Genomic DNA, 15185 nt, shown 5'->3' with positions numbered 1-15185 from the left:
CAGTACAATTGTGGCGCACCACCATCTATGTGATTAGGCAATGTCTACTGCTACGACTCAAATTACACTGCGTACCGCTGTTCTCATTCCATTTGTCATGATCTTCTTACTGGCGATCGGTGTCATTGTCTACGTCCAAAAGCAAAGCTACGAAGAAGTGGTCACAGATATCAGCGACAAACAACTTTCCGTGTTAACCGAAAGTGTCCACGACCACCTTAATAGCTATCTGCGCAAGCCGTTTACTGCGGTTATGGCTCTCGCGCATAACGTCAGCTATCACAACCTTTATCACCCTCACGACACCTCAGATATTCAAAGCTACCTGCTGAGTGCATTCAAAAACCTTTACCAATCGATACCGCAGTTGGATGTCATCGCATTTGGTTCAGAAAGCGGTGACTTTGCCGGGTTCCGCCGCGAGCTTTCCGACGATTACACCTTAATGGTTCAAGATCGATATACCGATGGTGATCTGATTATTTATGGCACCAACCATGTGAGTAATAGCATTCGAACGGTTATCTCTCCATACGATCCTCGCACTCGCCCATGGTATACGCCCGTCGCAGAGACTCAAACCTCGATGTGGTCTGAGATTTATACGAATGCCGATGAACGCCAGGATATTACGCTGTCAGCCATGACACCAGTGTATAAACACGACCAATTTGCTGGCGTGTTGGTGACAGACATTCGCATCAACACATTTAACGAATTTCTACGTGAGTTAAAATACAACACCAAAGCTTCGGTCTACATCATGGACCCAGAGCATCGTTTAATCGCTCACTCAGGCCCGGGAAGCGTCATCTCATGGGGTACAAAGTTTTCTGATAAAGGGCAGCGTTTGTTTGCGGCTGAAAACGCAGATCCGATCATCAAAATCAGTGCGAGCCGCGTTCGGTCGTTTGATCTCAACAATACTAAGCAACCTTACACCTTTTCATTTGAGCATGACGGCCAACGTATTTTCAGCCGACTAACCCCATACCGAGATCAAAACGGTTTAACATGGTTTATTGGCACCTCTATATCTGAATCCGAGTTGCTGGGTACATTGCCGAAAAGCCAACAAAAGAGTTGGCTGGTCGGGTTTATCGTCAGCTTATTTGGTATCGCCATCAGTTGGATCATTTTCAACCGAGTCACCAGACCGATTAACGCGACGGCCGACGCCGCCCAACACCTTGCGAATGGCGATTGGGACAGCAGTATGCCAAAACCTGGTTATGTGTATGAGACAACGGTACTTGTGCATGCCTTTAATGAGATGACGAGTAACCTCAGAGCCTCATTTAAAGCGTTGCGTGAGCAGTTGGTTTATGACTCTCTGACACGCTTATACAGTCGTCAGGGCTTGGTCGAAATCTGTGAGAACCAATCTCACCTGTGCCACGGCAGTTTATTTTTACTTGGTATCAACAAATTTAGAGATATCAACGACAGTGTGGGGCATCATAACGGTGATCAACTGTTGGTCAGCATCGCAGAAAGGCTAAAACAAGAGTTTAGTGATAACGCGTTACTGGCTCGGATTGGTGGTGATGAGTTCGCAGTGTTTCTCTCAAACGCCGATACTGAAGCCAAAGTTAAACAAACCGAGCGTCGATTACAGCAACTCTTTTCCACCCCATTTATGGTGGAAGGTGAGAATGTAGTGATGAAGATTTCACTTGGCATTGTGCAAACCCAACCAAATGAAACCATGCCGCTGTGGCTTCGCAACGCCAGCATCGCATTAAGCTACGCCAAGCAAGACTCACTGACCGGTGTCTGTCATTACAGCCCTGAACTGGCAAGCGCTTCAAAGTTCCGCACCCAAATGCTGACTAAGATTCAAACTGGCATCGAAAACCAAGAATTTGTCCCTCATTATCAACCTATTGTGGATCTCGCTAGTGGTAATGTGTGTGGCGCAGAAGCGCTGGCGCGCTGGCACAGTGACTCAGGAATGGTGTCACCATTAGATTTTATTCCAATCGCAGAAGAAAGCGGCATGATCAAAGCCATTGGCCAACAAATTCTGTTACAAGCTTGCCGCGATACATACCAAGCCATTCAAAGTAATCAGTGGCCATCAGACTTCCAACTGCATGTGAACATCTCCGTTAATCAACTGTCCTGCCCTGATTTTGTCGATACGGTGACCAACGTATTGGATACCACGAAATTACCCGCCAGTAATCTAACACTGGAGATCACCGAGTCGCGCATTATTGATAGCGCACCAACCACGCTGGAAAATATGACCAAACTGCGTGATATGGGGATTGGTATCGCGATCGATGATTTCGGTACCGGTTACTCATCACTGGGTTATCTTCACTCACTGCCATTTACTTGTTTAAAGATTGATCGCACCTTCATCAATCAACTCACGCAAGAAAACTTAGACAGTTCGGTCGTTGCTGCGGTCATCAATATCACCGCGGGCCTCAAAACCAATGTCGTCGCAGAAGGCGTAGAGGATAGCAATCAAGCACAATTATTGCGGTCTTTAGGCTGCAACCAAGTGCAAGGCTTCTATTACAGTCGTCCAATGCCACTAGAAGAGTGGCCAACAAATTTGGTTAACATGAAGTAGAAAAGAGCGAGAATCGTTGATTTCCTAGTCATCCTCTACTGACAATCTACCTAACTGTTATTTATACTTAACTGCAAATCTTACCCATGTATTGTCACAGATGATGTTTGGGCCCTGTTCCAGTTCATAACTATCCGGATCGACATAATGATAACGAAGAACCTTCCTCTTACTGATTTGCACCGCCACCTAGACGGTAACATTCGTACTAAAACGATTCTTGAGCTTGGCCAAAAATTTGGTATTGCTCTGCCAGCGTACGATATTGAGTCTCTCACTCCTCACGTTCAAATTGTCGAAGCTGAACCCTCTCTTGTTGCTTTCCTTTCTAAGCTCGACTGGGGTGTTGCGGTACTGGGCGACCTAGATGCATGTCGTCGTGTGGCGTACGAAAACGTGGAAGACGCACTAAACGCTCAAATCGATTACGCTGAACTGCGTTTCTCACCATACTACATGGCAATGAAACACAAGTTACCAGTAGCGGGTGTTGTTGAAGCAGTCGTGGACGGTGTGCAAGCGGGTATGCGCGATTTTGGCGTGAAAGCCAACCTGATCGGCATCATGAGCCGCACATTTGGCACCGACGCGTGCCAACAAGAACTGGACGGCATTCTGAGCCAAAAAGATCACATCGTTGCCGTCGACTTGGCGGGTGACGAACTGGGCCAACCGGGCGATCGCTTTGTGTCTCACTTCAAACAAGTACGCGACGCTGGCCTTGGGGTAACGGTTCATGCTGGTGAAGCAGCAGGTGCAGAGAGCATGTGGCAAGCAATCAATGAGCTGGGCGCAACTCGTATCGGTCACGGCGTAAAAGCGATCCACGATCCAAAACTGATGGATTACCTAGCAGAAAACCGCATTGGTATTGAGTCTTGCCTAACATCAAACTACCAAACAAGCACGGTAGAAACGTTAGAAAACCACCCTCTCAAACAGTTCCTAGAGCATGGCGTTCTTGCGTGTCTGAACACTGACGACCCAGCGGTTGAAGGTATCGAGCTGCCATACGAATACGAAGTAGCGGCACCAGCAGCTGGTCTGAGCCAAGACCAGATTCGCCAAGCACAAATCAATGGTCTTGAGATTGCATTCCTTTCAGAAGCAGAAAAAGCGGAACTGAAAGCAAAAGTAAAAGATCGCGCTTAAATCCAGCGAAAACATAAAAAAATGCCAGCATCTGCTGGCATTTTTTTATATCTTGAATCGGCGTCTATGATTAGATAACACGAGAGAATTGTTGCTGACGCGCCTTCGCTCGCAGGTACTTATCGAAGCTCATACAAATATTACGGATCAGCAAACGACCTCGCAGCGTCACACGAATTTCATTGTCATCCACTTCCACCAGCTCATCGTTGATGAAGGTCTGAAGTAGCTGCAAGTCTTCTTTAAAGTACTGATCAAACTTCACTTTAAACTCAGACTCGATCGCTTTCTTGTCTAGTTTAAAATTACAAATCAGCTGCTTGATCACTTCGCGACGTAGCAAATCATCAGAGTCCAGCGAGACCCCTTTCCACAGTGCGTGACGAAGTTCGTTGACTTGAGCGTAGTATTTCTTCAGCTCTTTCTGGTTTTGCGCGTACGCATCGCCAATCATCGAAATTGCAGAAACCCCAAACCCAACCAAATCACATTCACCTTGTGTGGTGTAGCCTTGGAAGTTGCGATGCAAAATACCTTCGCGCTGAGCAACGGCAAGTTCGTCATCAGGTAATGCAAAATGGTCCATACCGATAAATTGATAGCCAGCGCCAGTCAGTGTCGCGATGGTGTCTTGCAGAATCGCCATCTTCTCCTCTGCTTTTGGCAGGTCTTCGTCTTTAATCTTACGCTGCGCTGCAAATAGCTGTGGCATGTGCGCGTAGTTAAACACGGATAGACGGCCCGGCTGCATTTCCAGTACTTGTTCTAACGTCTTGGCAAAAGAGGCTTTGGTTTGCTTTGGCAAGCCGTAGATCAAATCTAGGTTTGTCGAACGGAAACCCAACTCTTTTGCGCGCGCAACCATCGCAAAGATGAACTCTTCATCTTGCTCACGGTTCACCAGTTTTTGCACTTCTTTGTTGAAGTCCTGAACACCGATGCTCAAGCGGTTAAAGCCTTCGCTACGTAGGTGATCCAACATGGTGATCTGAATTTCACGCGGGTCAACTTCGATACTGATTTCAGCATCACTGCTAAAGGTAAACTCTTGGCGCAACAGGCTCATTACGCGTGTAATTTGCTTTTCAGAAAGGAACGTTGGCGTACCACCACCAAAGTGCAATTGCGTTACCGTTCTGCCCACCAATAAGGCTGCACGTTGACGAATCTCATGCTCAAGCACATCGAGGTATTCGTCCGCTTTGTGCGAGTGGCGCGTAATGACTTTATTACAACCACAGTAGTAACAAAGCTTGTGACAGAACGGAATGTGCACGTACAGCGATAATGGGCGGTCTGGGTACTGAGTGCATGCCATATCATAATCAGAAATGGTGAACGCTTCATGGAACTCCAGCGCCGTTGGGTACGACGTGTAGCGAGGACCGGAATAGTTGTACTTATCCAATACCGCTTGATCCCAGACGATTTGCTGCTTCGATTCAGTGTGTTGATTCGACATGGTGGTACTTTCCGTTAAATGCTAGGGCAACGAAAGCCGTCACCCGATATTCAGAGCCGCTATTTTGCCATACGACGATGACAAGCGTGGCAACGCCGACTGGCTTTTTAATTATAAAACTAAAGAAGTGCTAGCGTGATCACGATCCCCCCAACAGTCATAAGGAAACCATTGGGGGTAACTATTAAATCATCTGAATATTGATTTGATTATTCAGTGGCTGGACGTTTTTCTGCAACACTTTGAGCTCCTCAATGATCGCATCAGTGAGGCGGCTTTCCGCTTTATGACGCGTCAAGTTCTGTTGCATACGCTCTTTCTTGGCAAGTTGTTGGCGTTCTTCACCACGTGCCATATCTTTCACGATATGGTAAAGCTCAGAAATTGCAGGGTACGTTTTATCGAAATCGACACGGTCTTCACCTTGTACATAATCCATGATGTTATACACACGAATACTGATTTCAGATAAATCGCATTGGCCTTGAATACCCGCCTGACACAAGGTATGCACATTCTCAAAAATGTTGGCGTTACGTTTATCTATCGCCAATTTTTGATGCTTTAGCTGCAATTCCTTTTGCTTTTTCAATTGAAGCAGAAGGTAACCTGCATAAGAAGCAAGTGCGATGATAATCACAACACCAGCAATAGCTAATAAGGTTACATTCATAGCTTAATTATCCTTTGTAGTCGTCGAAGTTAATGTCGTCGAAATCTGCCAGCAAGTCATCATCATTGCGCGTGCTTTTCTCAGCAGGAGCAGTGAAGTCTTCCTCTTCTTCAGGTTCCAACAAACCTAGTTGGTCCATTAGCTTCTCAATGCGGTCGAGCTTCTCATCGACGTATTTCTGTAGACCTGTGCCTAGGTTTTCACCCGCTTCAATGCGGTCTAGCAACACGTTCAATTGCGCGTCATTTTCTAGCATCTCTAGTTCTTGCTCTGCCGACAAACGACGCTCTTGCTTCGTCATTTTCTTCGCAGGCTCAACAACCAGAGGAATTTTCTTTTTGCTGCCTAAACGCGGGTCGCGGTTTTGTGCAGCAGCTTGCTTTTTCTGCTCGTTAACTTCTGAGTTACGGTTACCCGTTTTCAAGCCTTTGCGCTTTTTAGCACGCTTGCGTAGGCGGCCTTCCACATCAGATTCTGTACGGTTACGAGTTACAACAAACTCAGGTGCGCCAGCGGCACCTGGCTTTCTAGATTTTTTACTACGGCTCATTACTGGGGTTTCCTCAGTAAAATTACATCATTACCAATAAATTCGAGTTCGAGCTTATCCCGCTCTGCTAGGAACTGGAACGTGTCACGACTAAAGAACACTACATGAGTGAGATCGTTCTTATAATGCCATGATTTGAAAGCCTCCACGTCGATGACCATTTTCGTCATCAGGCCTATCCAGCCCCCTGGCTTAACTAAATTCAACCATTGCTTCCACACCAAATCTGGGTGGTAGAGGTGCTCTATCACCTCTGTTGCTGTCATGAAGTCATACGTTTTTTCTAAAACCGACGTATCAGGGTGGTAGTAGAGGTCGTACAACGCCATGTTGTGCCCCGCCTCTTCCAGCATTAAGGAGAGCGTTGGGCCAGGACCACAACCAAAGTCGATACCATTTGATTGTGGAGAAATTCGCTCTGTGATCGGGTCAGCAATACGCGACAAAAAGCGTCGGTAACCTAAATCTTCAGGGTTGTTCTCATGCAAATCATAGTGAGCTTTTTCGGTTTCCGCATCCAAACGTTGGTCTGGATTCACAAACACCAAACTGCACTGCTCACATTGAAGATATTCACGTCGCTTATCTTCAAAATAGTGGTGAGTACGCTGATTTTGGCATAAAGGACAGGTATGCATGCTGACTTCCTCAAACAGGGATGCGAAACATACCAGAAAGTGAACTCAGATTGGAGTGTTGCTGAGCATTTTTTCAGCAATTTTTGTTAAAAAACTTTGTTTACAACCCATCGAAGTAAATAAGTGCAGTAATCGTAATTCAGATTGCGACTTACCAAGGGAAAAGAATATAAAAAAAGCGACAGTCAGACTGTCGCTTTCTAAGTGCCATCAAGTGGCGAAACTGTGTTGCACACATTTGGTGCACCAATGATCCCTTTGTTTTTCGAGCTTTCCCTGCCAAAAAGAGTTGTTTTTCATCTTCCTGATGAGTTTTGGCTATCCGTTTACTTCCTGTCTACTGAGCAACTTCCTGTGCCTGATCCGTTTCACTGTCTTAACCGTCAGACGAGATGACCATCCTTATCAGATAGGCTCCCTACCTATCTAAATCCCTTTCTAAATCACCAAGCATCCGAGCTACATCCTTGGAGACCTAAACCGTGGTCTAAAATCCTTACATTCACCCCCTGTGAACGACTTCTACTTTACGCCATCCCGCGATGCTCACAAGTAATGGGTTGAAAAAATAATCCGCCTATTTTCCTAAAACATCAAAATTATCATTTAATCAAAAACTTAAAAACACCAACAAGAAAAAGCCAACATCAAGTATGGCAAATGTCTCACAAACTGCCGAGCCAACTATCGCTTTCGCATCCAAACTCGACTGTGATATCTGTCACGAACAAAAATGCCCTAGTGGATTCACTAGGGCATTTTTGTACAAGTTGCTCGAACGATGTAGGGACATCTACCCAACCAGCTCAAGATGCAGGATCTTGAGCGATTTAGGTATATTAGTGCAGACCGCCAACGTATTTAGACAGCACTTCGATATCTTCGTCTGTCATTTTCTTCGCGATGTCGCGCATCATGGCATTCATATCATTACCACGGTCGCCATCACGGAATTTTTCTAGCTGAGCTTTGATGTAGTCAGCATGCTGACCAGAAATTTTCGGGAAACCTGAAAGCTCAGTACCATTGCCACGAGGACCATGACATGCAATACATGCGGTTAGGCCACGCTCGGTATCACCAGCGGTATAAAGCGTTTTGCCTTTTGCTACCACATCTTCAGGTGTTGAGTTTTCTGAAACTGGTAGCGAAGCGTAGTAAGCAGATAGGTCTGCGATATCTTCATCGCTCAGTGGCATTGCCATACCACTCATTACAGGATCGTAACGACCTTGTTTACCACCACTTGTCATGCCTAGCTTAAGTTCTTTTAACTGCTTCTCAAGATACTTAGCGTGTTGGCCTGCGAGTTTCGGGTACGTTGTTATTGCACTGTTGCCATCTGCTCCGTGACAGGCGACACAGGTTTGTGATTTTGCTTTACCAGCCTCAATATTACCTTGGGCCCATACTGAGCAACTGGCTAAAAGACTCAAAATTAGCGCTAATTTCTTCATGACATTCCATTATAATTATCAAGCTTCCAGTACCACGGAATGTGAACATACCGCGTACACTCATGGTACAATAGGCGACCTTATGCCGAGCACGGTTATTTTACACATTTTCACAAAAAAGTAATCAATCGACTACACAAAGTCGAGATGGAGTTAACAGTGAGCGTAAAAATTCATTACCAAAATACGCATTTCATCACCAGCGCACCCGATATTCGTCACCTACCGGAAGACGAAGGTGTCGAAATTGCGTTTGCAGGACGCTCAAACGCTGGTAAATCGAGTGCACTTAACCGTCTAACTAATCAAAAAAGCTTAGCCAAGACATCAAAGACACCTGGTCGTACGCAATTAATCAACCTTTTCAAAGTAGAAGAAGGTTGTCACATTGTCGATCTACCTGGATACGGTTTTGCTCAAGTACCGGTAGAGATGAAAAACAAATGGCAGAAATCTTTGGGTGAATACTTACAGAAACGCGAGTGCCTAAAAGGCTTAGTGGTTCTGATGGACATTCGTCATCCAATGAAAGATCTCGACCAGCAAATGATTTTCTGGGCCATCGACAGCCACATTCCTGTGCAAGTTTTGCTAACCAAAGCAGATAAACTAAAAAGTGGCGCACGCAAACAAACCCTGCTGAAAGTTCGTAAGCAAGTAGAAACTTTCGGTGGTGACGTTTCCGTTGATGTGTTCTCTTCCCTTAAAGGATTAGGCGTTGATCAGCTGCGCGCAAAACTGGATACCTGGTTTGCACCGGCGCTCGCACACCGGATAGAAGAAGGCGAACTGGATACCCCAGCAAGCGACGAAGAATAATTAACAATATTTGTTAAATCTTTTCGACACGGCCCTACCATTTGGTGGGGCTTTTGTTTATCTGAGCCAAATAACAGGCAATAAAAATCCCCACCTTCCTGGCAGGGATAACGGGAGAGAAAAATTGGTAATTATTGTTATGTGACGAAGCATTGCTGAACTATCGGATGATTTCAATAGCTTAAAAAGCCGCCTAACTTTAGCTTTCGCTTAATCAATTCACAACCATAACCAATAAAGAAAATATAATTCAACAAGTTAGACAGAAACCTACCCACTTCCACGTCAACTTAGTTTCCTTCAAGAAAAAATCATAGTGTGATTGGCATAAATTTACAGATTGAATAGTTTGCGAGTTTTTTGAAGAAAATTGGAGTGTAGACAATAGGTTAAAGATGGGAGAAATATAAAGACAAGTCGTTACCAACCCAACACATTGAACAAAAAGAAAAATTTTCTTTCACCCAATAAAAAACGCCCCAGTCAAAAGCTGACTGGGGCGGCTGAATCAGCCTAATCCAATAACGTGAAACAAAAGGTCTGAAAGATAGAACATCTTACCTCTGTACCCTACGAGTATTAATGTACAACAATTGGTCAGAATTGCAAAGATTTTTTGTAGTTTTTTTTCATGAAATTTTTATTAAGCAACATCAAAGTTAACTTTGCGCTAGCTTTTTTAATCGCAAAAAAAAGCCAGCGTTTGTGCGCTGGCTCATGATTAATTGGTTATTTTGGTCTAAAAGTGACTAGTGAGCTTGATCCCAGTTGTCACCGTGCCCTGCTTCTGCAACCAACGGTACTTTTAGCTCTGCTGCAGATTCCATCAATTTCTGTACTTTACTTTCAATTTCGGACAATGATGACTCTTCAACTTCAAAGACCAATTCATCGTGTACTTGCATTAACAACTTCACACGGCCATTGCCTTCTTCCTGAATCCACTGATCAACCAACAGCATCGCTTTCTTAATGATGTCCGCAGCTGTACCTTGCATCGGTGCGTTGATTGCCGCACGTTCAGCAGCTTTACGACGCATCCCGTTGCGCGATTTGATTTCTGGTAAATGCAAACGTCGACCAAAGATCGTTTCAACATAGCCCTTATCTGCAGCCGTGCTGCGCGTGTCTTCCATGTACTGCATAACGCCAGGGTAACGCTCAAAGTATTTATCCATGTAGGCTTGTGCTTCGCCGCGAGGGATACCAAGCTGCTTCGCCAAACCAAATGCACTCATGCCATAGATAAGCCCGAAGTTAACGGCTTTAGCACGGCGACGCTGCTCGCTCGATACCTGTTCAATATCCAGGCCCATAATTTCTGCCGCAGTTGCAGCGTGAATGTCTTTACCATCACGGAAGGCATCCAATAACGCTTGGTCGCCAGAAAGGTGCGCCATGATGCGCAGTTCGATTTGCGAGTAGTCGACCGCTAAGATTTTATGGCCAGCTGGTGCGACAAACGCTTGGCGAATACGACGGCCGGCTTCGTTACGAATTGGAATGTTCTGTAAGTTCGGATCAGTAGAAGATAGACGACCTGTTGCGGTTACTGCTTGATGGTAAGAAGTATGCACACGCCCTGTTGTTGGGTTGATCATCTTCGGCAGCTTGTCCGTGTACGTCGATTTAAGCTTCGCCAAACCGCGATATTCCAAAATCAATTTTGGCAGTGGGTAATCTAGCGCGAGTTCTTGTAGCACTTCTTCATTCGTCGATGGTGTACCTGATGGCGTTTTCTTCACCACCGGTAAACCCATTTTTTCAAATAGGATGGCTTGTAATTGCTTTGGCGAGTTCATGTTGAACTCTTGCTCTGCAATTTCATACGCTTTCTTTTCAAGCTCATCAAGGCGAGCGGTAATCTCTACCGACTGCGCACTCAGCTTCATTTCGTCAATAAAGACCCCGGTGCGTTCAATGCGCGAAAGAACTGGCACCAACGGCATTTCAATCTCTTCGTACACTGTCTTCAGGCTTTCATCCTGCTCGATATTCGCAAACAAGCGATTGTGCAGACGAAGGGTCACATCCGCATCTTCTGCCGCGTATGGCGATGCTTGTTCCAACTCGATTTGGTTAAACGTCAGCTGATTTTTGCCTTTACCTGCAATTTGCTCAAAAGAAATGCAGCTGTGTTGTAGGAAGCGAAGCGCCAAGCTGTCCATATCGTGTTTACCGCCGACACTGTTGTAGATATACGATTCCAACATCGTGTCGTGCTTGATACCTTTTAGCTCAATGTCATAACGAGCGAGTACAGACGCATCATACTTTAAGTTTTGACCTACTTTTGCTTTCGCTGCGTCTTCAAGAATTGGCTTCAGCTGTTCTAGTACCCAATCACGATCAAGCTGTTCAGGCGCATCTAAGTAGTCATGTGCAACTGGCACATAAGCGGCAATACCTTCATCGACAGCGAATGACAGACCAACCAAGTTCGCTAGCATGTAATCTAGGTTGTCGGTTTCCGTATCAAACGCAAACAACTCGGCCGTTTGAAGTTTATCTAGCCACGCATTGAAGGTTTCTTCATCCAGAATCGTTTCATATTGGCTGCGGTCGATTGTCACTGCGGAAGTTTCCATCTCGGCATGAGAAGCAGAGGCTTGAGCAGAGCCAGCAAGCTCAACAGCTTCTACCGACCCAGAACCGCCGTCAAGTAGTTCGTTCAACCAAGATTTAAACGTCAGTTGGCCATACAGCTTCACTAGTTCGTCTTTATTTGGTTCCGCTTTCAGCAGTGATTCTGGCGTTTCTTCAAGTTCAACATCCAATTTAATGGTCGCGAGCTCGTACGACAGCATGGCATTTTCTTTGTTATCGATGAGCTTCTTCGCCATGGTTTTAGAACCACGGAAACCGAGCGCAGCAATGTCATCGAGATTTTCATACAGCTTAGTCAGACCGCCAATACCTTGCAGTAGTGCGGTCGCTGTTTTATCACCCACGCCTGGCACACCAGGGATGTTATCTACTTTATCGCCCATCAGCGCTAGGTAGTCGATGATTAACTCAGGTGGAATGCCAAACTTTTCAACCACACCTTCACGATCCATCACGACGTTCGTCATGGTGTTGATCAGGGTAATATTATCATCCACCAACTGCGCCATGTCTTTATCACCAGTACTGATCAATACAGGCATGCCCTTTTGTGATGCTTGATGCGCCAACGTACCAATGACGTCATCCGCTTCGACACCAGGAACACAGATCAGTGGTAAACCCATCGCGCGAATAACATTGTGCAATGGTTCAATTTGGCAACGCAGATCATCCGGCATTGGCGGACGATTAGCTTTGTATTCTGCATACATATCATCACGGAAGGTTTTTCCCTTCGCATCGAAAACCACCGCGATGCGCTCAGACGCAAACTGACGCATCATGCTGCGTAACATGTTCACGACACCGTAAACGGCATTAGTTGGAATTTCACCATTGCTCATGGTGCCCGGGTAGGCGTGAAAAGCGCGATATAGGTAAGAAGAGCCGTCGATAAGGATCAACGGATTTTCAGGAATACTTGCCATAATTGTCTGTATCCAATTCAGTACTTGAGAGATCTGCCTAGGATGCCATGACTGCTGATCCGAATCTATCTTGTTCACTCGATCTAGGTCGCGTAAATTTTTCGATTTTATTCACGAAGATAACCTCACCCTGTGGATAACTCTGTTTATAGAAATTATCCACTGGTTATCCAATGATAGAAAACACAAAAAACATGTACGTTAAGTTATTGTTTTTAAAAGTTTATTTTATAAAACGGCGAGAAGATCAACGATCCTTAAATGATCATCGTGTGTGGAAAAAATACGAATAGTGACGTCAAATAGAAATCGTAGAAAAGAAAAAAGCGACCCGAATGGGGTCGCCTAGCAGAAGTGGTAAAGCAAATTCTGTAAATAGAGCAGCTTAACCAAGAAGCTATAAATTACACTGGAAGCAATGTGAGCAATGTCGTGTCAAAAAGAATTCGTGCAAGTTCTCGGAAAAATGTTTCATCACTTCTCAACTTTCAGTTAATCAACTTCTGTTAATAAGTCATTCAACGTCCTTGTGAACTCTTCCTCATTCCCTAAGACAGGTTTAATAATAATGATTCTCATTTCGTAGTCAACAGTTAAATGAGAAAAAATCTCATTTATTTTCACATCGCTTTAATGAAATGAACTCGAGATTCACGAAGATTAATTTTTTCTTCAAATTTTTCAATGATATAGCCATTCCTCAATAACAATCGAAGCATAGCAGGAAACTGATTTCGAGATTTCACTTTTAACGTGTTATAGCCTTGCTCAGCCGCCCAATCTTCTTGTGCTTCCAAAAGCAATTGTGCCACGCCTTCATTTCGAGCCTCAGGAACAACACCACCCAACCAGCTATAGAAAACACCATTCTCTAATTCGTAACCTATTTTGAAGCCGACAATCGTGCCATTTTTTTCTGCAACGAGGATTAAACTGTTTTTCTTTTCTAAACGTTGAGTCATGGAGTCTACCGTTTCTCCTTTCGAAAATTCGGTAACACGTGCCACAACTTGAAGTGCTTCTTCCAATGTGCCTTCACGAATCAGCATTGTCATTGTTCTCTTCTCCAAAATAAAAATACCCAAGCACCTTGGATTGTTACTGTTGTAATCCGCCTGAGGTTACTTGGGTATATACAGACGAACAACTCTTGTTGGTCTGGTGTTTCTCACTGAGCGATAATTACTCTTCAGTCGCTTCCGGAGTACGATTTAGGTGTTGAGCAGTTTGTGCATTCTCTTCTGCCAACCACTCAGCCACATCTTTCGCAAAGTACGTTAAGATGCCGTCAGCACCTGCACGTTTGAAGCACAGTAGTGATTCCATCACAATTTCGCGCTCTTTGAGCCAGCCATTCATGATCGCCGCTTTATGCATCGCGTACTCGCCAGATACTTGATAAGCAAACGTCGGTACCTGAAGTTCGGTTTTTACTCGGCGAACTACATCTAAGTATGGCATACCAGGTTTAACCATCACCATGTCCGCACCTTCATTGATGTCTAGCGCCACTTCATGGATCGCTTCGTCAATGTTTGCTGGGTCCATTTGGTAGTTTTTCTTGTTGCCGCCTTTTAGATTTGAAGAAGAGCCAACCGCATCACGGAATGGTCCGTAGTAGTTCGACGCGTACTTAGCCGAGTAAGCCATGATTTGTGTATGAATGTAGCCCGCATTTTCTAATGCTTCGCGGATCTTACCAATACGGCCATCCATCATGTCTGAAGGCGCGACGACGTCAGCACCCGCTTCAGCGTGAGACAAAGCCTGCTTAACCAGTACTTCCGTGGTTTCATCATTCATTACGTAACCATCTTCATCGATGATGCCGTCTTGGCCGTGCGTCGTGAATGGGTCAAGTGCCACATCTGTGATCACACCGATTTGAGGAATATGTTCTTTAAGCGCACGTACTGCTCGCTGAACCAAACCTTCTGGGTTGTAGGCTTCAGTAGCACATAAGCTTTTAGCGTCTTGGTTTACGACAGGGAAAAGCGCGATTGCTGGAACGCCTAGATTTGCAAGGTATTGCGCTTCTTCTAGCATTAAATCAATCGACAAACGCTCTACACCCGGCATGGACTCCACGCTCTCACGACGATCTTTACCCATTAGGATGAACATTGGGTAAATCAGATCATTAACAGAAAGTTGGTTCTCAGCCATCAAACGACGACTAAAATCGTGCTTACGTAAACGACGCATACGGCGTGCAGGGAATGGACCTTGAATTGATACAGACACCATTTTCTCCTTGTCTGGACGGTTATGATGATCAAATCATCTGGTGAACAAAATCATATCACTCTTG

12 protein-coding genes are annotated in these 15185 nt (G+C 45.1%); 3 read left to right on the top strand and 9 right to left on the bottom strand.

The window, feature by feature from the left end:
* Positions 1-40 precede the first annotated feature (40 nt).
* Both gepA and add read left to right on the top strand, forming a co-directional pair.
* On the top strand, positions 41-2587 hold the full coding sequence (gene gepA / locus ACWYVB_RS13185) for a phosphodiesterase GepA (RefSeq protein WP_237312155.1): 2547 nt from the start codon (positions 41-43) through the stop codon (positions 2585-2587).
* A gap of 147 nt (positions 2588-2734) precedes the next feature.
* On the top strand, positions 2735-3739 hold the full coding sequence (gene add / locus ACWYVB_RS13180; protein WP_005395038.1) for an adenosine deaminase: 1005 nt from the start codon (positions 2735-2737) through the stop codon (positions 3737-3739).
* Positions 3740-3809: 70 nt separating this feature from the next.
* On the opposite strand, the gene hemN is transcribed toward add, so the two are convergent.
* The 5 genes from hemN to ACWYVB_RS13155 form a co-directional block, all read right to left on the bottom strand.
* Entirely contained in the window at positions 3810-5201 is a 1392-nt protein-coding gene (gene hemN, locus ACWYVB_RS13175; protein WP_005394456.1) for an oxygen-independent coproporphyrinogen III oxidase, read from the bottom strand.
* Positions 5202-5385: 184 nt separating this feature from the next.
* Entirely contained in the window at positions 5386-5874 is a 489-nt protein-coding gene (locus ACWYVB_RS13170; RefSeq protein WP_005379254.1) for a DUF2489 domain-containing protein, read from the bottom strand.
* 7 nt (positions 5875-5881) lie between these two features.
* The gene (gene yihI / locus ACWYVB_RS13165) at positions 5882-6424 is read right to left on the bottom strand and encodes a Der GTPase-activating protein YihI (protein WP_005394455.1); all 543 of its coding nucleotides are present in this window, start codon (positions 6422-6424) and stop codon (positions 5882-5884) included.
* Entirely contained in the window at positions 6424-7062 is a 639-nt protein-coding gene (locus ACWYVB_RS13160; protein ID WP_005394454.1) for a class I SAM-dependent methyltransferase, read from the bottom strand. The genes yihI and ACWYVB_RS13160 overlap by 1 nt, the downstream gene beginning before the upstream one ends.
* A gap of 839 nt (positions 7063-7901) precedes the next feature.
* Positions 7902-8519, bottom strand: a complete 618-nt coding sequence (locus ACWYVB_RS13155; protein ID WP_457529129.1) for a c-type cytochrome — start codon at positions 8517-8519, stop codon at positions 7902-7904.
* Positions 8520-8678: 159 nt separating this feature from the next.
* Between ACWYVB_RS13155 and yihA the strand changes: the two genes are divergently transcribed.
* A complete protein-coding gene (yihA, locus tag ACWYVB_RS13150) occupies positions 8679-9338 on the top strand; it encodes a ribosome biogenesis GTP-binding protein YihA/YsxC (protein ID WP_258459899.1) in 660 nt (219 codons plus the stop codon).
* A gap of 508 nt (positions 9339-9846) precedes the next feature.
* Here yihA and ACWYVB_RS13145 read toward each other — a convergent pair.
* From ACWYVB_RS13145 to hemB, 4 genes are all read right to left on the bottom strand, one after another.
* Positions 9847-9894 (bottom strand): hypothetical protein, encoded by a 48-nt coding sequence (locus ACWYVB_RS13145; protein WP_438356636.1) that lies wholly within the window; start codon positions 9892-9894, stop codon positions 9847-9849.
* Positions 9895-10087: 193 nt separating this feature from the next.
* Positions 10088-12874 (bottom strand): DNA polymerase I, encoded by a 2787-nt coding sequence (gene polA / locus ACWYVB_RS13140; RefSeq protein ID WP_256956424.1) that lies wholly within the window; start codon positions 12872-12874, stop codon positions 10088-10090.
* Positions 12875-13494: 620 nt separating this feature from the next.
* A complete protein-coding gene (locus ACWYVB_RS13135) occupies positions 13495-13929 on the bottom strand; it encodes an N-acetyltransferase family protein (protein ID WP_457529126.1) in 435 nt (144 codons plus the stop codon).
* Between the two features lie 127 nt (positions 13930-14056).
* Entirely contained in the window at positions 14057-15118 is a 1062-nt protein-coding gene (gene hemB, locus ACWYVB_RS13130) for a porphobilinogen synthase (RefSeq protein ID WP_031777176.1), read from the bottom strand.
* Positions 15119-15185: the final 67 nt, after the last annotated feature.

The sequence above is a fragment of the Vibrio sp. JZG10 genome, from assembly GCF_054064075.1.
This window is presented reverse-complemented; position numbering and strand designations above follow the sequence as displayed.